Origin of the sequence: Roseovarius sp. AK1035 (assembly GCF_003288315.1) — a bacterium.
Taxonomy (GTDB): domain Bacteria; phylum Pseudomonadota; class Alphaproteobacteria; order Rhodobacterales; family Rhodobacteraceae; genus Roseovarius; species Roseovarius mucosus_A.
The window spans coordinates 897555-920479 of record NZ_CP030099.1; the positions used below are offsets into that span (position 1 = coordinate 897555).

A 22925-nucleotide genomic window follows, 5' to 3' on the forward strand; every position below is an offset into this window, starting at 1 on the left:
GTGATTTTTTGGGGGCATGGCAATCATATCGGATGCGACTGCGGCGCAAACGGGCGAAGATTCGCGCGTTTCGCAAGCATTTCTCGCTCACTCCGGTCATCAACCGCACCGACCGGATCAAACCGGGCGATGTGCTGTTGTTCTCGACCATGCGCGACGAGCATATCCGCCTACCCTATTTCCTACGGTATTACCGCGAGTTGGGGATTTCGCATTTCCTGATCGTCGATAATGACAGCACCGACGGCGGCGCAGAGTATCTGGCCGCGCAAGAGGATGTGTCACTTTGGTCCACCAAGTCGAGCTACAAGCGCGCCCGGTTCGGGGTGGATTGGCTTAACTGGCTGCAGGGAAAATATGGCCATGGCCATTGGACGCTTGTGGTCGATCCGGACGAATTCTTTATCTACCCGTTCTGCGACACGCGGCCCATTCGCGCGCTGACCGACTGGTTGGACACCTCTCAGGTGAAATCCTTTGGCGCGATGCTGCTGGATATGTATCCCAAGGGCAGGATTGATGCGGTGCCTTACCAGCCGGGGCAAAACCCGATGGAAATTGCCGCGTGGTTCGATCCGGGCAATTATATCATCGAGAAGAACAAGTTTTATGGCAATCTCTGGATTCAGGGCGGGCCACGGGCGCGGGTATTTTTCCCGGACAACCCCAAAAAAGCACCAGCGCTGAACAAGACGCCGCTGGTACGATGGGACCGGCGCTATGCCTATGAAAGCTCGACCCATATGATCCTGCCGCGCGGTTTGAACCTGACCTATGACGAGTGGGGCGGAGAAAAGGCGAGCGGCATCCTGCTTCATGCCAAGTTTCTGGATACCTTTACCGTCAAGGCCGCAGAGGAATTGACCCGCCGCCAGCATTATTCCGGCAGCGTCGAATACAAAGCCTATGCAGAGATCGTGAAGGACAATCCCGAACTTTGGTGCAAATGGTCAGAAAAATATATAAACTGGCGGCAATTAGAAATTCTCGGGTTAATGTCCAAAGGGAACTGGGCATGAGCGCGAGGAAAGATACAGGGACAGAATGAGCGTCGGCATCATCATGCTGGTTCACACGGCCTTTGGTCGCGCCGAACAGGTGGCGCGCCATTGGGCGGCGTCTGGCTGTCCGCTGGTGATCCATGTCGACAAGGCAGTGCCGCGCAAGACCTATAACGCCTTTGTGCAAGCGCTGTCAGACATGAGCGATGTGCGCTTTGCGCCGCGCCATCGCTGTGAATGGGGCACATGGGGGCTAGTGGCCGCCACCCAAGGGGCGTCTGAGATCATGCTACGCGATTTCAAGGACGTGCGGCATGTCTATCTGGCCTCTGGCTCATGTCTGCCGCTGCGCCCGGTGCAGGAGTTGATCGACTATCTGGGCAAGCGGCCACATACCGATTTCATCGAAAGCGCGACGACGGCAGATGTACCTTGGACCATCGGCGGGCTGGATCAGGAACGGTTCACGCTGCGGTTTCCGTTCTCTTGGCGCAAGAACCGCTATCTCTTTGATAAATACGTGGCCCTGCAACGGCTGGTGCGGTTCAAGCGGCGCATCCCCAACGGGATCGTGCCCCATATGGGCAGCCAGTGGTGGTGCCTGACACGGCAAACGCTCTCGGCCATTCTGGAAGACCCCGAGCGCAGCGTCTATGACCGCTATTTTTCCAAAGTCTGGATACCTGACGAAAGCTATTTTCAGACGCTGGCACGACAATATTCCCGCCAGATCGAGAGCCGGTCGCTGACGCTGTCGAAATTCGACTATCAGGGCAAGCCGCATATTTTCTATGATGATCACCTGCAACTCTTGCGGCGCTCTGACTGTTTCGTCGCGCGCAAGATCTGGCCCTTTGCGGATCGTCTTTATGAGGCGTTCTTGACCGATCAGGCCAGTGCAATGAAGCGCACGGAACCGAACCCCGGCAAGATTGACCGCATTTTCGCCAAGGCGGTGGAGCGGCGCACGCGCGGCCGTCCGGGCCTCTATATGCAAAGCCGGTTTCCGGTGGAGGGTCGCGAAAACGGGCTGACCTGCGCACCCTATTCGGTGTTTGAGGGCTTCAGCGATCTCTTTGAGAATTTCGAGCCATGGCTGGCGCGGATGACGGGCATGCGGGTGCATGGCCATCTCTTTGCGCCGGAGCGGGCCGAGTTTTCGGATGGGCAAACGGTGATGAATGGGGCGCTGTCGGACAGTGCTGCGCTGCGCGATTACAACCCCCGCGCCTTTCTGGCCAATCTGATCTGGAACACGCGCGGCGAGCGGCAGTGTTTTCAGATGGGGCCGCGCGATGTGTTGACGGATATCGAGTGGGATATTGTCCGCGATCCCAATGCACAGGTTTCTGTGATTTCAGGGGCTTGGGCCGTACCGCTCTTTAAATCCAATGCCAATTTCTCGGATATCCGGCGCGAAGCGGCGCAGTTGCAGCGGGTCGAAAGCAAGCATCTGGAGGTTCTACGCTCGCAATGGATCAAGGCGCGGGTGCGCATCTGGACCATGGCCGAATTCATCGAGGCCCCGATGGAGCCGTTGCAGACCATCATCGACGAAATCGGCCAGCAGAACCTGCGCGGTTTGGCCGAAGTGCCGCGCATGGCCGATTTGACCGGCTTTGGCCAGTTCCTGCAGAACCTCAAGAATCAGGGGATGCATCCCTATGTGATGGGAGATTTCCCGGTAGAGCAGGGTATGAACGAACCACAGAGCAGTCCCCGCAAACCCTATCTTGTGCGATAAGGCCGAATGACAGGCAATTTTGATTACTTCGTGGTGTTCGCGGAAATGCGCACCGGCTCCAATTTTCTGGAAACCAACCTGAATGCCTTTGACGGAATTGAATGCCATGGCGAGGCGTTCAACCCACATTTCATAGGCTATCCCAACAAGACCGAGATGCTAGGGCTGACACAGGCCGAGCGCGACGAGGTGCCAGAGCGTCTGATCGGGGCGGTCAAGGGGCAGTCACAGGGGATCGGCGGGTTTCGCTATTTCCATGATCACGACCCGCGCATTCTGGACCTGATGCTGGATGATCCGCGCTGTGCCAAGATCATCCTGACGCGCAATCCGGTCGAGAGCTATGTATCGTGGAAAATCGCGCAGGCGACGGGGCAATGGAAGCTAACCAATGTCAAACGGCGTCGCGACAGCAAGATCACCTTTGATCCGGCTGAGTTCGAGCTGCATGTCGGGCGGTTGCAGGCGTTTCAGGTTTTCTTGCTCAACCGGTTACAAGCGGCGGGCCAGACGGGGTTTTACCTCGCTTATGAGGATTTGCAGAGCCTTGAGGTGATGAACGGGCTGGCGCGCTATCTGGGCTGCGACGCGCGGCTCGAGGCGCTGGATGCTTCGCTCAAGAAGCAGAACCCAGAGCCGCTGGAAAGCAAAGTCGAGAATTTCGCCGAGATGGAGCGGGCGCTGGCGGGGTTGGACCCGTTCAACCTGACGCGCACGCCCAATTTCGAGCCACGCCGCGGCGCGGCAGTGCCAGGTTTCGTGAGCGGGGCGCGTGCGCCCCTGCTCTACATGCCGGTGCGGTCCGGTCCCGAGGCCGAAGTCTGCGCATGGCTGGCAGCACTTGACGCTGTGCCGGTCGAGACATTGCCCACGAAGCTCAATCAAAAGGCTTTGCGGCAATGGATGCGGCGCAAGGGGGGGCATCGGCGCTTTACCGTGCTGCGGCATCCGGTGGCGCGGGCACATGCCGCCTTTTGCGACAAAATCCTGATCAAAGGGCCGGGATGCTATCGCGACATCCGCCGCACATTGCGCAATTTCCACAAACTGCCGATCCCCCAAGGGGAATTGGACGAAAGCTATGATCGCGACGCGCACAGGCAGGCTTTTGCCGCCTTTCTGCGGTTCCTCAAGGCCAATCTGGCGGGACAGACAGGGATCAGGATGGATGCGCATTGGGCAACGCAAGCCGCTGTGCTGGAAGGGTTGGCCGAGTTCGCCCCGCCCGACATGGTGGTACGGGAAAATGAAATGGCGGGGTATCTGACCGCGCTTGCACGGCAGGTGGGCTATTCCAAGGCCCCCGCGCCCTTGCCCGCGCCGGAAACCGGGCCATTCCCGCTGGCCGAGATTTACGATGCCGAGATCGAGGCGCTGACGCGCGACGCCTATCTGCGCGACTACTTGACCTTTGGCTTTGGCGATTGGGCGTGATGCGGCTGGACCTCACGCAAGGGTGACGCAGGTGCCCTGTGCAAGAGCGCCAGATTGTGGGAAGCTTGCGGGCTTTTAACCCCTGATCGGAGCCTTTGATGCGCCTCGCTTCTGCTCTTGTGCTCTGCCTGTGTTTTGCCGGGCCGCTTCAGGCCGCCCCTGTTTGCGGCGATCCAGACACGCCCTGCGAGACAGCGACGGGCAGCTATCACATTGCTCTGCCCGAGGGGCCGGGACCGTATCCGGTGCTGGTTTTTCTGCACGGGCATGGTGGGCGCGGTGGGCCGATGGTCGAAGGCGAGACAGCGCGGGAAGCGACCGCGCGAGGCTATGCCTATATCGCGCCCAATGGGCTGGTCAGACCGGGGCGGGATCGACCAAGTTGGAGTTTCCACCCGGATTTTCCGGGGCAACGGGATGAGGCCGCGTTTCTGCACGAGGTGATGCAGGATGCCGCCGCCCGGTTTGACGTTGACCCAAAGCGCAGCCTCTTGGCGGGGTTCTCTATCGGTGGATCGCTGGCGAGCTATATCGCCTGCGCCACGCCAGAGGCATTCAGCGCCTATGCCCCGGTTTCTGGCAGCTTTTGGCGGCCACATCCCATGGGCTGCGCCGGACCTGTTCGGCTTTTGCATACGCATGGCTGGCGGGATGAGGTGGTGCCGCTAGAAGGGCGCGTGATCCGTCAGGTTGCTGGGCGCGATTTTGCGCAAGGCGATGTGTTTCACGCTATGAGCCTGTGGCGCGCGGCCAATGGTTGCGAGGCTCACCGCGCCGACTGGTTCGAGACGGCAGACGGCTTTATGCGCCGCGCCTGGACACGATGCGCCCCCGGCGCAGCGCTGCAATTCGCGCTATTCGACGGGGGGCATGGCGTGCCAAAGGGTTGGAGCACGCTGGCGCTTGACTGGTTCGAGGCGCTGGCGGAGCCCAGCCAATAGCGCAGCGTTATTCTGCTGCGATTGGCGGGCTTTCGGGCAGGCGAAACATCATGCGATGATTGCGCGCAAGTTGCAGGATGGGCGGTGTGTCTACCATCTCGGGCGTTGCCATGAGCGAGGCAAGGCCGCGCCGCTGATCCAGCCGCAGACCCGACATCATCGAGAGCGGCACCGCCGCGACCAAGCTGATCGCAATCGGCAAAAGCCAGAGAGACACAACCCCAGCCACCATGCCCAGCGCCAAGAGCGCACCGCTGACGGTTTCCAGCGCGTGGAACTTGAGCACGGTGCGGGGGCTGTAATCGCCGCCCTTGCGCGCCTGTGGCGACCAAGTCGGGCGAATTCCTATGGCTGTCCGCAACACGGCAACCACCTGCTGCACCATCATGATCGGCGAGAAGAGGATCGACAGCAGCACCTCAACCACAAGCGAGACCGCAAAGCGCGCGCCCCCGCCATAGCGGTGCATATGCCGGTCCTCAAGGCCAAGCGCCAGCGCGCCCAACAGTTTGGGGGCAAGCAACATGCCATACATGAAAAGCAGGATCAGCACAGAGCTGACGCGGCTCATTTCTGGCCAGACCGGATAGAGCGGGTTTTCCATTGAGAAATAGGTGATGACGCTGTCCTGCCCATTGCCCAGGATCGCCCAGATCACCAGCAGTCCAAACCAAGCTGGCGACAAGAGATAGCTCATCGCGCCATGAAACAGGTGGAAGCGGGACACCGGATGCAGGCCGCGCGTGGCCAAAAGGCTGAGGTGTTGCAAGTTGCCATGGCACCAGCGGCGGTCGCGCAACGCATAGTCGATCAAGGTGGCGGGCGGCTCTTCAAAGCTGCCGGGGATGGTGGGAATGAACCGCACCGCCCACCCGGCGCGGCGCAAAAGACCGGCCTCGACGAAATCGTGGCTGAGGATCAGCCCGCCCTTGCCCCGGAGCGACGGCATACGTGGCAGGCCCGCGCAATCGGCAAAGGCGCGGGTGCGCAGGATGGCGTTATGGCCCCAGTAGTTCCCCTCGGACCCGGTCCACCCCGCCAACCCCTGAGACAGGAGCGTGCCATAGACCGAGGCCGAGAATTGCTGCATCCGGCCAAAGAGCGTATCCGAGCCCACCACCAGCGGCGCCGATTGAATAAGGCCCGCCGTGGGATCAAGAGACATCTCGTCGGAAAGTGCGATCACCGCCTCGGGGCTCATCAGGCTGTCGGCATCGAGCACGAGCATGGCCTCATAGGCGCCACCCCAGTTTTCCAGCCATTGCGCAATATTGCCGACCTTGCGTTCCGTGTTTTGCACCCGCCGACGATACCAGACGGGCGCATCGGGCGGCATGGTCGCGCGCAGCGTGGCATAGGCGCGCTGTTCGGCCATGGCGATGTCACTGTCCTGTGTATCGGATAGGATAAACAGCTCGAACCGATGGGCACTGCGCGCCACGCGCAGGGCGCTCATCATGGCACTGGCATTGCCGAAAACCTCGGCGGTATCCTCGTTGTAGATCGGCACGAGCAGCGCCACGCGCATCGGCTCTGGCATAACCCCCGCGCGCGCACGTTTCTGTTTACGGTGGACAGCAAGGCCAAGCGTGGCCGTACCCATCGCCAGAGCGATCCAAAAGAAGGTGGCAACCACAAAGGCCAGCAGCACCCATTCCAGCCACCAAATTCCGTTGGTGGACAACCAATCGCCAAACGCCCAAGCCAGAACACCCGTGGTGATCACTGCAGGCAGAAAGGCCGCCAAACGCCGCCACTGGAACACGGCAGAGGGCTGCCAGAGCGGCGCGTTGGGATCGCGATAGGGGTGGCGCAGGCTTTGGACCGGATGGGCCAGAGGCGCGGGCGCGGGCATCAGCCCAGAACCGGGAAAGGGTGTCAAACGGTCCATCGGTAGAGCCAGACTTCGGACACAGCTTGTCCTTGGTGATAGAGTTGCGCGCGCATTTCGGACGCCATCACCTCTGCGGGATCAAAAGAAAACACAAGCCGGGGACCGCCGGTTTCGGGATTGCGCTGAATTTGCGGGACTGAGGTTTCGAACGTGCTGGCATGCACATAGGCCACCAGCTCTTCGTAATCCTCAGGCAAGGCGGGGTGCGGGGCAAAGTCGATGACCACGACCTTGTGTTCATTCTGAGCAAAGCCCTTGCCCAGACGGGTGTTGAGCACAGGCGTCACCGGCTTGGCCGATTCAATCTGGTCAGTCCAGGTCATGCGGTAAGAGAACGCATGTTCGGACCCTTCGGCAAGCGGCGTGCGGGGTCGCCAGTACACGACGATGTTATCGTAGATTTCCTTGTCCGTGGGAATTTCAACAAGCGTCACCGCGCCCTGCCCCCAATGCTCTCCGGGTGTGATCCAGAGACTGGGACGTTCGTGGTAATGCGCTTCGAGATCCTCGAAGTTGGAAAAGGCCCGTTCGCGCTGAGCCAATCCAAAGCCGCGCGGGTTCTCATCCCCAAAACTGGAAATCTGGATAAAGGTCGGGTTGGCCAAAGGCCGCCAGATCAATTCGCCATTGCCGTTATGGATACTAAGCCCGTCACTGTCATGCACGGCGGGGCGGAAATCATCGAAACGGCCGCGGTTGGTTTCATCGAAGTAGAACATCGAGGTCAGCGGCGCGATGCCGACATTCGCAAGCTCTGTACGCGGCCAAAGGGTGCACCGCACATCGACCTCGGTCTTGGTGCCGCTGGGGCGCAGGGTAAAGTGGTAGATGCCGGTGACAGAGGGACTCTCGAGCAGGGCGTGGACCTTGTGCTCGGTGACGCCGGGTGCTGGCTTCTCGATCCAGAAGCGGGTGAAATCCGGGAATTCCTCACCATCGGGCGAGGCGGTGTTGAGCGCCAGACCGCGCGCCGAAAGACCGTAAGCCAAATCGCGCGCAATCACGCGGAAATAGCTGGCGCCTTGGAACACGGCATATTCCTGAAAAAAGCCCGGCTTTTCGATCTCTGCACGTAGGCGAATACCCGAATAGCCCAGTGCGTCATCGACTGGCAGTTCCGGCACGATTTCATGCAGGTCATAGAGCGCGAAATCGAACGGCAGTTTGCGGGCGACGCCATTCTCGACCATGTTCACTTCGACCGCATGCGGGAAATAGAGGCCCGGCGGAAACATGTCGAATTCAAGCGTGGTGTCGGTGCCCGCCCAGATTGCCCTATCGGTGTTGTACCGGATTCCGCGATACTGGTCATAGGTCAGGTCACGCCAGGCATCGGGCACGAAGGGCCGCTCTGCATAGGGATTGGCCGCGATCTGCCGCGCCAGTTCGTGCAGCGCCTCTTCGGAAAAGGCCACGCCATCCTCGGCACGGACCATGCCGGGCCAGAGCGCGAGAGCTGCCATGGATTTGAGAACATCACGCCGGATCATTTCGCGACCCGCCATGGATGAGATTTAAACCAGCCCGCGATGTAAGCCACCGCGATCAACGCCGCGAATCCTACGAAATTCGCAACCGTCATGTTCCAAGTATTGCGTCCGATCTGGTCCATGACAAAGCCCGAAAACCGAGCAAACACCATGGAGAAGACGAAGACCGCCAGCGATTGCTGCCCGACCTTCAGAATCATTTTGAGCAGAACTCCCCACACATATGAGATGATGCCAGTGCCAGTGGCGCGCAGGCGCATACCACCTTCTCCGGCCGCTGCCCAGCACAGATATGCAAGCGCCAGAAAATGAATGTAGCGCAGGATACCGAAATCGGATTTGTTGAAGAGCCAGCTATTGGCGCCGCGCCAGTCGCGGGCCCAGTCAAAGCCAAATTCGCGCACGCCAATGTTGGAAAGTGGGATATTCGCGATCACAAGCGCCGCTGCGATACCGATCAAAACCCGGTTGACCGGCGGCTTGGGCAGCCAGCCGCGCATAAAGGCAAAGCCGGTGAAAAAGATCAACTGCCAGCCGAACGGGTTAAAGAACCACTCGCGGTTGGACCACGGCTCTGCCGAAAAGGCCACATGCCATTGACCCAAGCCCAATGAGTCGAGCAGGAATTCCTGCGCCATGAGCCAGGTCAGGCCCATCGCCGCTGCCACCGCCCAGAGACTGATGCGGCTGAGTGCCATGATGATGGGCATCATTGCGAGGATCACCAGATACATCGGAAGGATGTCGAAATAGTTGGGCACATAGCTAAGCGTAAGCAGCCCCACCAATTGCGGTGCTGGGTTCTCGAAGAAATGCTGCAAGTTCAGCGAGCTGATGTAGCTTTTTCCAAAGTCGCCCCACACATCAAAGGCCGCCAGCATGGTCGCGATGACAACAAACATGCCGATATGCGCCCAATAGACCTGCCAGACGCGGTAGCCTACGCGCCCGGTGCCCAAGGTCCATCCCGCTCGGTCAAAGGTGCGGCCAAAGGCGATGGCCGAGGCCATGCCGGAGCAGAACACAAAGATCTCGGTCGCATCCGAAAAGCCCCAGCGCGCGGGAATCCAGCTTGTGAAAAAGTTGCTTGGGGTATGGGCACACAGGATGATGAACATCGCAATGCCGCGAAAGAAATCCAGCCGGATGTCGCGCGTGCTTGCGACCGGCTTGGCGGCCGCATTTGTAACGCGCCCATGCGTCATAGACGGATCTGCAACACTCGTCATACCGGTGCCGACTCCTTTTCGTGAATTTGTCCGCGCCTATTCCGCTGGCAAACGGTCAGCGCCAGTCCAGTCAACGCGCGACCGTGAGATAAGTTCCAATCGGGTGTTGGCATAGGAATCAAGACGGCCTGCGCGCTGCGTGGTGCGCTCTTGCAATATATTTTCGGCCTCGTCTAGGAAGCCGCTGCGAATAGCGGCGTCAATCGTCAGGCGCTCGAACACATCGCGTTGGGCGTGGCTGCCACCGGCCAGTTGCATAGAGCGCCGCGCCCGGCCAAGGTTAAGAAACGCTGTCTTGTAATCCCCTTCACCAAAAGCCTCGAGCCCGGTGGCCGCCGAAAGGCCGGGATTGGCCACACGCGCCATGAGTTCGCCCGCGTTTGTCTGTTTGGCGTCGCGGTGCATCCGTCCAAGCATGCGTTTGGCGGCCATGTCCCGGTTGTCACCAATCAACGCCAAAAGATAATGCAGGTCGGCAAAGAGCAGGCAGCCATCTTCGCTGCGCCGCTCAGAGATATCGGCCAATTCTTCCCAGCGGTTCGCTACGTCATGCCCCTCAAGCTCTAATCGCATCAAAAGCGAGGTCGCGTTGGAAATGTCACGGAAATCATCGGTCTTGTCGCGGCGAATTTCTGTTTCATACAGGTCGAATACAGCGTCGATCTCGCCTTGGTCGAGATGCATCAGCGCCTTGTGCCACCACACATGATAGCGGAAATTGTTGCAATGCGCCCAAGCGTGTTCGCGCCCCTCAAGCCAGCTAAGCCCGGCGCGCGAATTGGCCGTCATGTCGAACACATGCGCCACTGCATGTAGACCCCAAGCATCATCGGGCGAGAGACTGAGGCCGAGCCGACCAGCCGTCTCGGCACGGGCATAATCGCCGGTTTCCTCAAGCGAGAAAGCGTGACAGCCAAAGAGATAGCCGCGTGCCGGGTTCTTGGCGTCATAGGTCGGCAAGAGCGCCTCGATCGAGGCGCGCATGCCTTTACCATCGCCAAGGATGAAGCGTGTGGCATGGCTGATCTTCATCGCCAGCGCATCTTCGGGCCAGCGGGTAAGAATCGCCTCCATCTCGCGCACGGTTTCAGAAAGATGCCCATCAAGCCACGCGCCCAAAGCGCGGACATAACCCGCCTCACGCGCCGTGGGCGCAGTGCGCAGGGCGGCATCCGTGGCGATGCTATGCGCCTGTTGCGCCGTCTCATTAAATTCGCGCCGCCCAAGCATCAGGAAAAACAGCCCCTTGGTGGCATGGGCCATGGCAAAATCCGGCTCTTGGCTTAGGACTGTGCCTAGGTGGTCTGGGGTCTTCGCGGAATGGGCGAGAAAGGCCAATACCATCTTGTCCCACGCCTCGGCGACGGTGGGGGAGGATATGGTCAACTCATACCCGAATTGATCTGCACGCATGACCCGAAATCCTTTTCCTAGCTTTTATCACAGCTATCCCGGCAAATATGAAAGCAGCAACACATGCACCGCCTTACTCACCAACTCGTTATCTTCAGTTTAACGATTGTGACAGGTGAGTGGCAGGGCGCAGGGTGTAATACACCGGAAAATAGGCGCAATTTCGCTTAGGCGTAGATTGCGAGCGGCCGCGCCGCCTCAAAATCATTCAGCGATGGCGGATTCGGCGACAGTTTTGAAAACGCCGTCCAATTCGGTTGCAAGCGCGCCAGGATCACACCCGATTTTGTTGACTAAAATGAAAGACCGCCGTGGGTGCAAGCGGCGCAGTGCCGCCTGCATTCTTGGTTGTGTAAAGGTGTATCGGGCCACGAGTCCTGCCGCGACACGGGCGGCGAAAATGCGATTACAATCCCTTTTTGAGCGGCCCCAGCACCGCCTCGGTATCGGCCCCGGTGGTGGGCGGCGCGCTGCGATAGCTGACCGGCGTGCGCGAGAATTTGAGCGGGTTGCCGATGAGGCGCACATCGCCCTTGGCGGTATGTGGTGCGGTCATAGTGATCGTCATGCCGCGCGCCTGCGCCTGTTCGGTTTCCAGCGCCTGGCCGATGGTGTTGACCGGCCCCACTGGCACCTTACGCGCCTCTAGCCCCGCGATCACATGCGCGGTGGTGCGGGTTGCCAACACCTCGGCGATCATCGGCACGAGGGTGTCGCGCTGCGCAAGGCGGGCGGTATTCGTGGCATAGCGCGGATCAGTGGCCCAATCCGGCTGCCCCAAATAATCACAAAACCGGGCATATTGGCTATCATTGCCGACGGCCACGATCACATGGCCATCGGCGGTGGCAAAGACCTGATAGGGCACGATATTGGGATGCGCATTGCCCGCGCGGGTGGGCGAAACGCCAGAGGTGAGGTAATTCAGCCCCTGATTGACCAGCCACGCCATCGTGGCATCGACCAGAGCAATGTCGATATGCTGCCCCTCGCCCGTCGCGTCGCGGTGGCGCAGCGCCGCCAGAATGCCGGTCGCGGCATAAAGCCCGCACACCACATCGGCGACGCCCACGCCCACTTTCATAGGCTCGCCTGCCGCCTCGCCGGTGATTGACATGATGCCGCCATAGCCCTGCGCCATTAGGTCATAACCGGGCTTGTCGCGGTTGGGGCCAGTCTGGCCAAAGCCGGAAATCGAGCAATAGACAAGGCCCGGATAGGCGGCGCAGAGCGTTTCGTGGTCGAGACCGTATTTGCGAAGGCCACCGGGTTTGAAATTCTCGATCACCACATCGGCGCGGGCGGCCAGAGCATGCAAAAGGCGCTGCACCTCTGGATCGGTCAGATCCACCGCCACGGATTTCTTGTTTCGGTTGGACGACATGAAATAGGCCGAAAGATCGGTGGGAGTGCCATCGGCATCCAAGGCAAAGGGCGGGCCCCATTGGCGGGTATCGTCGCCCTCAAGACTCTCGATCTTGATCACCTCGGCCCCAAGATCCCCCAAAAGCTGCGTGCAAGTGGGACCCGCCAGAATGCGGCTGAGGTCGAGGACAACGAGACCATCCAATGGGCCGGGCATGGGCAGCTCCTTAGATACGGTTATCATACGAGCCGCGGTCGATTTCGGCGGCGATGACGGTAAAGGTGTCAGCCTCTTGCGCAGCCAAGAGGGCGGCGCGCAGTTCGGCGCGGTTGGTCACGCGCACGCCATGGCCGCCAAAGGCGCGCCCGATGGCGGCGAAATCGTGATGGCCGAAATCCACGGCAAGATTGACCATCTGCCGCTCGCGCTGTTTCTTTTCAATCAGCGCAAGGCTCGCATCGACAAAGACGACAAAGATCACCGGCAGCTTGAGTTCGGCAACAGTCGAGAGTTCGCCCGCGACCATGAGGAACCCGGCATCGCCGGAAAAGCTGACGACGGGGACATCGGGCGTGGCGAGTTTCGCACCCATCGCCAGCGGCACGGCACAGCCCATGGTGCAAAGCGCGGTGGATTGCAGCAGCGCGCGGGGGATGTAGCTTGTCCACATCTGCGAGAGGAGGATGCGATGCGCGCCGCTATCGACGGTGGCGATGGTATCCTGTGGCAGCACGGCGCGCGCCTCGGCGATGACACCGGCGGCCCCCCATTCGTCATCCGTTGGAAAGGCACCCGCCAGCGCGGCACGGGCTGCGGCCACCTGCCCCCCCGTCCACGTCGCACGGGGGCTGACGCCCTCGGTGATGGCCGCAAGAGAGGGCGCGCAGGCCCCGACGATATTCATTGTCGCCTGATGCATATATTGGTCATTGGGGACGGCGGCGATGTCGATCACCTTGACCTCGGCAGGGTCCCAGATCTCGCGCCAGCCTGGGCGCATCTCAATAGGGTCGTAGCCCACACAGAGGATCAGATCGGCCTGTTGCACGATCGGCACGAGGATACCATCGGCCAGCGGTGAAAGGCCCGCACCACCCAAGCAAAGCGGGTGGGTTTCGGGGATGATCCCCTTGGCCTTGTACGTGGTGATGACGGGGATATTCAGGCGTTCGGCGGTCTCACATATTGCCGCGCTTGCCCCCTCATTGACCGCATCGAGGCCCACGATCATCACCGGACGCTCTGCCGCCGCCAGCCAATCGCGCGCCGCTTCAGGGGCTGCAGGCTGCATCAGCACAGCATCGGGGCGGCGGCGCAGGCGCGGCGGGGTCACGCGCATATCCGCCACCGAAATCGGCACGTCGATATGCACCGGGCCGGGCCGGCCTTCGGTGGCGATGCCAATGGCCTTGTCGGCGATGATATCGGCCCCCTGCGCAGTCAGGCGAAAAGTGGCCTTGGTGATCGGCGCCAGCACCGCCTCATGATCAAGAATCTGATGGGTATAGGTCAGCGCCTCATCGGCATCGACACAGCCGGAAATCACAATCAGCGGCACACGGTCCTGATGCGCGTTGGCGATGGCATTGACGCCGTTCAAAACCCCCGGCCCCAGCGTGGCAATCAGGATGCCGGGCGCGCCAGTGCGGTGCCAGACACCTTCGGCCATGAAGGCGGCGGCGTTTTCGTGCCGCGCCAGCGTCACCTCGATTCCCGCACGCGCCAGTGCATCCATCACGGTCAGAACCTCACCGCCCGGCATGCCAAAGGCGTGGCGGCATCCTGCCTCGTAAAGACGGCGCGCAAGGTAATCAGCGGCGCGATTCTGGCTTTGTTGGGTCACGGTCACGGGCGGGCTCCTCTTTCCTTTTGCCGACTTTGTGGCCGAGCGCAGAAGCGACCGCAAGCCCGGTTCGCAGCGCAAAGACCGGGGCGATACTGGTTTTCCTGTGGTCGCAGACCTAAATCTGGGTTGAGAGACCGAACGAAAGCGCCTAATCAAAACGCAATTCGCCCAATTTCACGGCCCCGGATCGCACCGGCCACAAGGATTTCCAATGGCAAACCATCTCTATCAGAACGACCTGCCCGATGGGCTGGATCTTGGCCCTGTGGTGGCGATTGATTGCGAGACCATGGGACTGCACCCGCATCGGGACCGGCTCTGTGTCGTGCAGCTCTCAGGCGGGGATGGCCATGCGCATCTGGTGCAGGTTTCCAAGGGGCAGACAACCGCACCCAATCTGGCGCGGTTGCTGGAAAATCCCGATGTCCTCAAGCTTTTTCATTTCGGACGGTTTGACATTGCTGCCATGCAGAACGCCTTTGGCGCGTTGGCGGCCCCCGTCTATTGCACCAAGATCGCCTCGAAATTGATCCGGACCTATACGGATCGGCATGGCCTTAAATATCTGTTGCAGGAGTTGTTGAACATCGACATCTCCAAGCAGCAGCAAAGCTCTGACTGGGGGGCCGATAGCCTGAGTGCCGCACAGCTCGACTATGCCGCCTCGGACGTGCTCTATCTGCACCGCCTGCGCGACGAGCTGAACGCGCGGCTGATCCGCGAGGGCCGGATGGAACTGGCACAGGCCTGTTTCGATTTTCTGCCGCAGCGGGCGCTGCTCGATCTGGCGGGTTGGCCCGAGATCGACATTTTCGCGCATTGACGGATGGCGCGCGCGCAGAACACCTATTCGCGGATTGTGGCCTGGATCAAGATCATCCTGCCACTCAGCGCGCTTGGGCTGCTCTCGACGCTGTTCCTTTTCTCGCGCACGGTTGATCCCACATTGTCCGTGCCCTCGTCACAGATTGATCTGGAGCAGCGCGCACAAGATCTGGGGGCCACCAACCCGCGCTTTGCCGGGGTGACGCAAGAGGGCGACGAAATCCGCTTTGCTGCTGAATTCGCGCGCCCCAATCGGGACACGCCCGAGAATCTGATCGCAGACGGGGTGACCGCGCAGCTTCGCTTGAACGCCGGGACGGTGATCGACATCACTGCGGGTCAGGCCGACATGCAGCAGGGGCAGATGACCGCCAGCCTGATGGGACAGGTCCATATCACCACCTCGACCGGCTATGTCATCGACACCGAGCGCCTGAATTCCCGGCTGGACGAGGTCTATGCCGAAACGCCTGGACAGGTCACGGCAACCGGGCCGATTGGCACGCTGACTGCCGGGCGGATGCTATTGCATAACAATGCCGAGAGCGGTGAACCGGAATTGCTTTTCACCGAGGGCGTCAAGCTGATATACCAGCCGGGGGAAACGGGGGAATGAGACCAGTGCCAAGAGTTTCCGGATTGATCGCGGCCATCGCAATGGCTCTTCTGCCTGTTGGCGCATGGGCACAGGCCGGGCAAGTGGCCTTTGGCAAGACCCAAGCAGATCGCGGCTTGCCGGTCGAAGTCACGTCAGACAACCTTAGCGTCAATCAGGCCGACAATACCGCCACCTTTACCGGCAATGTGGTGATCGGTCAGGGCGAGATGCGGTTGGCGGCACCACGAGTGCTGGTAGTCTACCTGCCCGACCGAAGCGGGATCGAGAGCCTAGAGGCAACGGGCGGCGTAACGCTGGTCAGCGGCGAAGATGCCGCCGAGGCCGAGCGCGCCGATTACAACATCTCAACCGGCTTGATCGAACTGCGCGGCAATGTGCTTTTGGTGCAGGGAACCAGCGCCATCGCTGGCGAGACCGTATTGGTCGATACCGCCGCAGGGACCGCGCAGGTCAGCGGGCGGGTCAAGACCATCTTGCAACCGGGGACCACCCCATGAACCAACCGACGCTGACACTGGCCCATGAGAGCACCGGTCTGGTGGTCGAGAACCTGCGCAAGAGCTATCGCAAGCGGCTGGTCATTCGTGACGTCACGCTCACGCTGCGTCAGGGTGAGGTGGTGGCGCTGCTTGGCCCGAATGGATCGGGCAAGACCACGACATTCTATGCCATTGCCGGGCTGATATATCCTGAGGGTGGGCATATTCGGATCGACGGGCGCGATGTGACCGGACTGCCGATGTATCGCCGGGCCAAGCTGGGTATCGGCTATCTGCCGCAAGAGATGTCGATTTTTCGCGGTCTTTCGGTCGAGGACAATATCCTCGCGATTCTCGATATCGCCGAAAAAGATCGGCACAAGCGGCGCGAGCGGCTGGAAGAACTCTTGTCGGATTTCTCGATCGAGCATCTGCGGCGCGCGCCGGCCCTCGCCCTGTCGGGGGGCGAGCGGCGTCGAGTCGAAATTGCGCGCTGCCTTGCAGCCAATCCGCGTTACCTTTTGCTAGATGAGCCCTTTGCCGGGGTGGACCCAATTTCGGTGGGCGATATCCGGCATCTGGTGGCTGACCTCAAGAAACGCGGGATCGGCGTGCTGATCACCGACCACAATGTGCGCGAAACGCTCGAAATTGTGGACCGCGCCTATATCCTGCATGATGGCAAGGTGCTCATGTCCGGCAGCCCGCGTGATGTGGTGGAAAACGAGAACGTGCGCCGTGTTTATCTGGGCGACAGTTTTCGTATTTCCTAATGTCGCTACGGGCGGCAAATCCGCGCTCCTCTCCTTCAAATCAGATTGACAAGACGCGCGGAAAGCGCGTCAATTGAGCTATGACATGTGGTGATCTCGCGCTGTTCCCTGAATGGCCCCCGCGACAAGGGCCTGTCTTGGGACAATTTCGCCACCGGTCAGTTTTCAGCATCCGGGATTAACCAAACCCGCGGCGCATACGCCGCGTATGGCCCCGGTTTGTCAATCGAAGGAGATGAGATGCGGTATCAAATCAGTGGAAAGCAGATCGACATTGGCGAGGCCCTGCAAACGCATGTGAAAGAAGAATTGGGCACGGCTGTTGCGAAATACGCCGAACGCCCGACCGATGCGATGGTCGTTTTCTCCAAGAGCGCCAGCGAATTTGCCTGCGAAGCCATCGTGCATCTGTCGACCGGCCTGACGGCGCAGGCCAGCGCCAAGGCGCATGAAATCTACGCCGCCTTTGATGCCTGCTGCGAGAAGATGGAAAAACAATTGCGCCGCTACAAGCGGCGGCTCAAGGACCATCACCGCGACCGGGCGGAACCGGTTGAACTCTTTGGAGCGTCCACTTATATCCTCGCCGGAGATAGCGCGGAACCGGAATCAGAGCCCGACAGCCTGCAACCGATCATCGTGGCCGAGATGGAAACCAAAATTCCGTCGCTCTCGGTTGGCGAGGCGGTCATGCAGATGGAGTTGGCAGGGGCACCTGTTCTTGTTTTCCGCAAACAAGGCAAGGATACGGTCAATGTGGTCTATCGTCGTGAAGACGGCAATATCGGCTGGATTGACCCATAACGAGAGGGTGGCAGGCGGTGATACGCTTGTCTGAGCGGCTCAACTCATGGAACTTCCTATGATCCTCAAGCCAGAGGCCGTACGCGTGCTGTCCGGTGCAACCAGCAAGAAGCGCCTGATGCATGAACTCGGCAACATTGCCGAGGCGGCCTATGGCGTGTCTCATTCTGCTGCGGTCGAAGCTTTGCTGGAACGCGAGAGCCTTGGCCCGACAGGTGTGGGCCATGGCGTCGCCTTGCCGCATGCGCGGCTGGATGGGTTGGATCAGGTCGTTGGGGTGCTGGCGCTGCTGGAGAAACCGATCGACTTTGATTCTGTGGATCGGCAGCCGGTGGATCTGGCCTTTGCGCTCTTTGCACCGATTGATGCGGGGGTTGAACATCTCAAGGCGCTGGCGTTGGTGTCTCGCACGCTGCGGGACGCAGGGCTGCGCGCCAAGCTACGCTCGAATACCGATCCCTTGACGCTTTATACCATCGTTACAGAGGCGCAGGCGGTACAAGCCGCCTGACGCCCTATCGGGCGGCTGGTAGTCTTAGACCAGCCTGTCGCCCGGCTCTTGCCCCGCAAAATAAGCATCGAGATTGTCGAGCGCGCGAAAGCCCATGGCATCGCGGGTTGCCCGCGTGGCGCTGCCGATATGGGGCAACATGAAGACGTTTTCATGCGCCGCAAAGGCGGCATTTCCACCCGGCTCTACCTTGAAGCAATCAAGACCAGCGGCAGCAACATGGCCGGATTTCAAAGCGGCCAAAAGCGCATCCTCATCAATCAGCGCGCCGCGCGCCGTGTTGACGACCACAGCCCCCTCAGGCAACCGCGCAAGGCGCGTCGCGTTGAGCAGGTTGACCGTGTCGGGTGTGGCCGGACAATGCAGCGAGAGAAAATCCGCCACTTCGAGCAGGCTTTCGACATCGGGGTGAAAAACCGCGCCATGTTCCTCATCCGGCGCAAGACGTGTGCGGTTGTGATAATGGATTTCCATATCAAAGCCGCGCGCTTTGGCGGCAAAGGCACGGCCCACGCGCCCCATGCCGACGATACCCAACCGGGCACCCGTCATCTGTTTGCCCACCATGAACGACGGCGACCAGCTATCCCATTGTCCCTGACGCACGATGCGGTCGCCTGCAACCGCGTGCCGTGCGGCCCCCAGCATCAGCAGCATCGCAATCTCGGCGGTGGCATCCGACAGCACATCGGGCGTGTTCGTGACAACGATCCCAGCGGCCTTGAGCGCCGCGAGGTCGCAGTGATCAACCCCAACCGAATGGTTGGCGACGATTTTGAGGCGTGGGTTGAGATTCGCCACCACTTCGGCCGAAAAATGCTCGGAATGACAGGGGATCATTCCGTCGACCTTGGCGCTCATCGCGATGATTTCCTCGGCGGTGCCGGGAGTATCCGCCTCGTTCACGATCACATCGTAATCGCGACGGGCACGCGCAAGGGTGGCGTCGGACAGGCGGCGCGGAATCCAGAGGACTTTCTTATCAGGCATGTCAGCTTTTGTTCTTGCTCGAGCTCAGAAAATCATAGCCCGCCAGTGCCACTGTCAGGCCCACCACGACCCAGAGGTCGAGCGTGCCAACCTTGCGCACAAGGATGTAGAGAAAGGCGGCCAAGAGCGCGAAGGCGAAAAGCGCCAGAAATCTGTTCATATCGTCATCCTTTTCTCATGCGGCGGCTTCGGAAAGCCAGCCCGTGAACCAGTTTGCGTTGCGCAAGAGGCGCGCGTCATTGCCGCGTGCGGCGACGAATTGCACCCCCATCGGCAGGCCATTTTCCGCCGTGAACGCGGGCACCGTGACCGCCGGTGTGCCCGTTAGCGTCCAGAGCCCGTTGAAAATTGCATCGCCCGTATACTCTAGCCCCTCAGGTGCGGGGCCGGTGGCAGCGGGACAGAGGATCGCATCACACCGCTCAAAAATCTCGCCCAGGCCGGCATAAAGCACGTCAGCCCAGTCGAGTGCCGCGAGATAGTCACGCGCGAGCGTGGCATTGCCGGTGTTCAGCGCCTCTTGGGTGCGTGGCCCAAGCGCGTCGAGGGATTTGCCATAGCGGTAATAGTATTTCGCCATTTCGGCGAAGTTGATACGCGCCCGGATTTCCGCCGCTTCGTTAAAGGCATTGGGGAGCGGCACCTCGAATACCTGATCGCCCAAAGCCTCGATCAGCTCGTCAAAGGCCGCATGCAGCTGCGGATCGGCCTTGTCCCAACCCGGCGGGCGGAGAAAGGCAAAAACCGGCTTGAGCGGTGGTTCTGATGTGGCCACCGACAAGAGCGGCGGCACTGGGGCAGGCGTTGTCGCCGGATCGCCCTCGTCATACCCCATCAAGACCTCAGTCAAAAGCGCCGCATCGGCGGGGGTGCGGGCAAAAACCCCAAGCGTATCGAGCGTGGGCGACTGCATCAGAACACCCGTACGGGGGATCGCACCAAAGCTGGGCTTGAAGCCGGTCACGCCGCAATAGGACGCAGGCCGGATCACCGATCCGCCGGTTTGCGTACCAATGGCGAGCGGCACCATCCCATCCGCCACCGCCGCCGCAGAGCCCGAGGACGAACCACCGGGCGTATGTGCGGTGTTGAGTGGATTGCGGGTGGCACCCGCATGCATATAGGCCAGTTCGGTCGTGACCGTCTTGCCCATGATCACGGCACCCGCCGCCTTGAGACGGGCGACGATGGCCGCATCCTTGAAGGGAATGCGGCCCGCGTCCAGCGGACAGCCGTTCTCTGTCGGAATCTTGGCGGTGTCGATGATGTCCTTGAGGGCAACCGGCAGACCGTGAAGCGCCCCGATGGGGCGCCCGGCCTGACGTTGTGCGTCCAGCGCCTTGGCTTGCTGACGCGCAAAATCGGCATCGAACCAAGCCCAAGCGTGTATTTCAGGCTCTCGCGCCTCGATCCGGTCTATGCACGCTTCAACCAGATCGAGGGCGCTCAGCGCCCCCGAAGCCAGCCGCGTGCGCAACTCGCACGCGGATAGCATCAGGATATCGGCCTTATTTGCCATACATAAGCTCCGGCAGATAATAGACGATCTGCGGGAAATTATACATCATGGCCATGGCGATGAACACGCAGAAGAGGAACGGCATGACGCCCGAGAAAATCTGCGTAAGCTTGATCTCTGGCGGGGCGATCCCCTTGAGGTAATAGGCCGACATGGCCATGGGTGGCGTTAAGAAACTGGTTTGCAGGTTGAGTGCCACCAGAATGCCAAAGAAAAGCGGATCGATCTCGAAGAAAGCCAGAAGCGGCAGAAAGATCGGCACGAAGATGATGATGATTTCAGACCACTCCAGCGGCCAGCCCAAGAGGAAGATGATGAGCTGTGCCAACAGCAGGAACATCAGCGGGGTGAGGTTCATGCTCTGGACGAATTCGGAAATCACATGTTCGCCACCGAGGTAAGAGAACACCGCCGAGAAGGTGTAGGACCCAACAAAGAGCCAGCAAACCATCGCTGTGGTACGCACCGTCAGATACACGCTTTCGCGCATACGCTGCCATGTCATCGCACGGTAGGCGAAGGCCAAGAAGATGCCGCCCAGTGCGCCAATTGATGCCGCTTCGGTCGGGGTGGCCAGACCGAACAGAATGGAACCAAGCACTGCGAGGATGAGAAAGGCCAAGGGCACCAGCGATGTCAGGATCATGACAAAGAGCTGGGTCTTGGGAATCTCGGGGATTTCCTCTTTGGTCGGCTTGGGGGCCACAGACGGTTGCAGGATCGAGCGACCGATCACGTAGATGAGATAGAGACCAACCAGCGTCAGACCCGGCAAAAGTGCCGCCGCGTAGAGGCGCACGATAGAGACGCTCGACGCCGCTGCGTAAACGATCAGCATGATCGACGGCGGAATGAGAATGCCCAACGTGCCGCCAGCGCAAATGATGCCAGACGCAAAGGACGGATCATACCGCGCCTTGAGCATGGCAGGCAGCGCCAGAAGGCCCATCAGTGTCACGACCGCGCCGACGATGCCGGTGGCGGTAGCAAAAAGCGCGCAGGTAATCAGCGCCGCCACACCCATAGAGCCCGGCATGTTGCGCGCCGCGATGTTGAGCGTGCCAAACAGCCGGTCGACGATATTCGCGCGCTCGACGATGTAACCCATGAACAAAAACAGCGGCACGGCGGTCAGAACTTCGTTCGACATAACCGTATAGGTCTGGTTCACGAACAAATCGAATATTCGATTGTTAAAGAACCCCTCCAGCCAGAGAGTCCATTGGTCCCACGCCCCGGCATCCTCGGCCAGCCTGTCAAAGCTGCGCCACATGCGGCCGGCATCGAAATAAGCGTAGTAGCCAAAGCCGATACCCATAGCCATGAGGGTAAATGCGATGGGAAAGCCTAGAAAGACGAAGATAAGGAAAAGGCCCAGCATCATCAGGGCGATTTGCGGATCGGTCATGGATGTGCGTCCTTTTCGGCCTCAGCGGCCTTTTGCATCAGCAGGTCTTCGGTTTCGAAGACATCTTCATCGGCTTTGAGCCATTCATTGGTACGCATGCAGTGGATGCAACGAAACACCTGAGCGACACCTTGGATCAAGAGAAGGATTCCGGCGGCGACGATCACAGTCTTGAACTGATAGATCGGGATACCTGCCGGGCTGTTCACGGAAACCTCGGCATAGGACCAAGAGCGCGCAGCATATTTCCATCCGGCAATGATCAGCGCCAGAATACCCGGAAAGAAGAAGAGGATATACAGCACCAAATCGACTTTGGCCTGATTACGCGGCTGCCAGAGGCGATAGAGAAAGTCACCCCGCACATGCCCGCCACGTGACAGCGTGTAGGCGCCACCCATCATGAAGAGCGTGCCATACATAATGAAGGACACATCAAGTGCCCAAGCCGTCGGATTATTGAAGAGATAGCGCACCACCACCTCATAGCCGGTGCCAAAGGCCATCAGGACGATCAGCCAGGCGAACGCCTTGCCGAACCAGGCCGACAGGTTGTCGGCGAAACGTATGAAACCGATCACACGGAGCCCCCTCTATTTTGAAAGCGGCCCCGGCGTTTCCTGCGCCGGGGCCCTGGAT

General features: G+C 60.2%; 21 protein-coding genes. 10 read left to right on the forward strand and 11 right to left on the reverse strand.

What is annotated here, in order from left to right; genetic code table 11:
• The first annotated feature begins 32 nt into the window (after window positions 1–32).
• The 4 genes from RAK1035_RS04370 (at window position 33) to RAK1035_RS04385 (ending at window position 5120) form a co-directional block, all read left to right on the forward strand.
• Window positions 33–1019: a glycosyltransferase family 2 protein gene (locus RAK1035_RS04370; protein ID WP_008279726.1), complete on the forward strand. Its 987-nt coding sequence runs from the start codon at window positions 33–35 to the stop codon at window positions 1017–1019.
• Between the two features lie 25 nt (window positions 1020–1044).
• On the forward strand, window positions 1045–2745 hold the full coding sequence (locus tag RAK1035_RS04375; RefSeq protein ID WP_008279727.1) for a DUF5927 domain-containing protein: 1701 nt from the start codon (window positions 1045–1047) through the stop codon (window positions 2743–2745).
• Window positions 2746–2751: 6 nt separating this feature from the next.
• Window positions 2752–4179 (forward strand): sulfotransferase family 2 domain-containing protein, encoded by a 1428-nt coding sequence (locus RAK1035_RS04380; RefSeq protein WP_008279728.1) that lies wholly within the window; start codon window positions 2752–2754, stop codon window positions 4177–4179.
• 98 nt (window positions 4180–4277) lie between these two features.
• Window positions 4278–5120, forward strand: coding sequence for an alpha/beta hydrolase family esterase (locus RAK1035_RS04385; RefSeq protein WP_008279729.1), 843 nt, complete (start codon window positions 4278–4280; stop codon window positions 5118–5120).
• 7 nt (window positions 5121–5127) lie between these two features.
• Here RAK1035_RS04385 and mdoH read toward each other — a convergent pair whose 3' ends face one another.
• The 6 genes from mdoH to RAK1035_RS04415 all read right to left on the reverse strand — a co-directional run bounded on the left by mdoH (window position 5128) and on the right by RAK1035_RS04415 (window position 14361).
• Window positions 5128–7011: a glucans biosynthesis glucosyltransferase MdoH gene (gene mdoH, locus RAK1035_RS04390; RefSeq protein ID WP_037296861.1), complete on the reverse strand. Its 1884-nt coding sequence runs from the start codon at window positions 7009–7011 to the stop codon at window positions 5128–5130.
• On the reverse strand, window positions 6999–8504 hold the full coding sequence (locus RAK1035_RS04395) for a glucan biosynthesis protein (protein WP_037296864.1): 1506 nt from the start codon (window positions 8502–8504) through the stop codon (window positions 6999–7001). The genes mdoH and RAK1035_RS04395 overlap by 13 nt, the downstream gene beginning before the upstream one ends.
• The gene (locus RAK1035_RS04400) at window positions 8501–9733 is read right to left on the reverse strand and encodes an OpgC family protein (protein ID WP_037296867.1); all 1233 of its coding nucleotides are present in this window, start codon (window positions 9731–9733) and stop codon (window positions 8501–8503) included. Before RAK1035_RS04400 ends, RAK1035_RS04395 begins: the two co-directional genes overlap by 4 nt.
• 36 nt (window positions 9734–9769) lie before the next feature.
• Entirely contained in the window at window positions 9770–11146 is a 1377-nt protein-coding gene (locus tag RAK1035_RS04405) for a tetratricopeptide repeat protein (RefSeq protein ID WP_008279733.1), read from the reverse strand.
• A 406-nt stretch (window positions 11147–11552) separates the two neighbouring features.
• Window positions 11553–12728: a CaiB/BaiF CoA transferase family protein gene (locus RAK1035_RS04410; protein ID WP_008279735.1), complete on the reverse strand. Its 1176-nt coding sequence runs from the start codon at window positions 12726–12728 to the stop codon at window positions 11553–11555.
• A gap of 10 nt (window positions 12729–12738) precedes the next feature.
• A complete protein-coding gene (locus RAK1035_RS04415) occupies window positions 12739–14361 on the reverse strand; it encodes a thiamine pyrophosphate-binding protein (protein ID WP_008279736.1) in 1623 nt (540 codons plus the stop codon).
• Window positions 14362–14569: 208 nt separating this feature from the next.
• On the opposite strand from RAK1035_RS04415, the gene RAK1035_RS04420 reads away from it, so the two are divergent.
• From RAK1035_RS04420 to RAK1035_RS04445, 6 genes are all read left to right on the forward strand, one after another.
• Window positions 14570–15181 (forward strand): ribonuclease D, encoded by a 612-nt coding sequence (locus RAK1035_RS04420; RefSeq protein ID WP_008279737.1) that lies wholly within the window; start codon window positions 14570–14572, stop codon window positions 15179–15181.
• Between the two features lie 3 nt (window positions 15182–15184).
• Window positions 15185–15799, forward strand: coding sequence for an LPS export ABC transporter periplasmic protein LptC (gene lptC, locus RAK1035_RS04425; protein WP_008279738.1), 615 nt, complete (start codon window positions 15185–15187; stop codon window positions 15797–15799).
• Window positions 15796–16299 carry a lipopolysaccharide transport periplasmic protein LptA gene (lptA, locus tag RAK1035_RS04430; RefSeq protein ID WP_037296870.1) on the forward strand — a complete coding sequence of 168 codons (504 nt, stop codon included), beginning with the start codon at window positions 15796–15798 and terminating at the stop codon, window positions 16297–16299. Before lptC ends, lptA begins: the two co-directional genes overlap by 4 nt.
• Window positions 16296–17054, forward strand: coding sequence for an LPS export ABC transporter ATP-binding protein (lptB, locus tag RAK1035_RS04435; RefSeq protein ID WP_008279740.1), 759 nt, complete (start codon window positions 16296–16298; stop codon window positions 17052–17054). The genes lptA and lptB overlap by 4 nt, the downstream gene beginning before the upstream one ends.
• A 240-nt stretch (window positions 17055–17294) precedes the next feature.
• Window positions 17295–17858 (forward strand): ribosome hibernation-promoting factor, HPF/YfiA family, encoded by a 564-nt coding sequence (gene hpf, locus RAK1035_RS04440; RefSeq protein WP_037297038.1) that lies wholly within the window; start codon window positions 17295–17297, stop codon window positions 17856–17858.
• 46 nt (window positions 17859–17904) lie between these two features.
• Complete coding sequence (locus RAK1035_RS04445) at window positions 17905–18369, forward strand: PTS sugar transporter subunit IIA (protein WP_037296874.1); 465 nt, start codon at window positions 17905–17907, stop codon at window positions 18367–18369.
• Window positions 18370–18393: 24 nt separating this feature from the next.
• Here the strand turns inward: RAK1035_RS04445 and RAK1035_RS04450 are convergent, their stop codons facing one another.
• Genes RAK1035_RS04450 through RAK1035_RS04465 form a run of 5 tightly spaced genes read right to left on the reverse strand, consistent with a single transcriptional unit; the run spans window position 18394 to window position 22867 of the window.
• Window positions 18394–19359: a 2-hydroxyacid dehydrogenase gene (locus RAK1035_RS04450; RefSeq protein WP_008279743.1), complete on the reverse strand. Its 966-nt coding sequence runs from the start codon at window positions 19357–19359 to the stop codon at window positions 18394–18396.
• 1 nt (window position 19360) lies between these two features.
• The gene (locus RAK1035_RS20360) at window positions 19361–19519 is read right to left on the reverse strand and encodes a hypothetical protein (RefSeq protein WP_008279744.1); all 159 of its coding nucleotides are present in this window, start codon (window positions 19517–19519) and stop codon (window positions 19361–19363) included.
• 15 nt (window positions 19520–19534) lie between these two features.
• Window positions 19535–20878 carry an amidase gene (locus tag RAK1035_RS04455; RefSeq protein ID WP_008279745.1) on the reverse strand — a complete coding sequence of 448 codons (1344 nt, stop codon included), beginning with the start codon at window positions 20876–20878 and terminating at the stop codon, window positions 19535–19537.
• Window positions 20868–22286 carry a TRAP transporter large permease gene (locus RAK1035_RS04460; RefSeq protein WP_008279746.1) on the reverse strand — a complete coding sequence of 473 codons (1419 nt, stop codon included), beginning with the start codon at window positions 22284–22286 and terminating at the stop codon, window positions 20868–20870. Before RAK1035_RS04460 ends, RAK1035_RS04455 begins: the two co-directional genes overlap by 11 nt.
• The gene (locus tag RAK1035_RS04465) at window positions 22283–22867 is read right to left on the reverse strand and encodes a TRAP transporter small permease subunit (protein ID WP_008279747.1); all 585 of its coding nucleotides are present in this window, start codon (window positions 22865–22867) and stop codon (window positions 22283–22285) included. The genes RAK1035_RS04460 and RAK1035_RS04465 overlap by 4 nt, the downstream gene beginning before the upstream one ends.
• Window positions 22868–22925 lie beyond the last annotated feature (58 nt).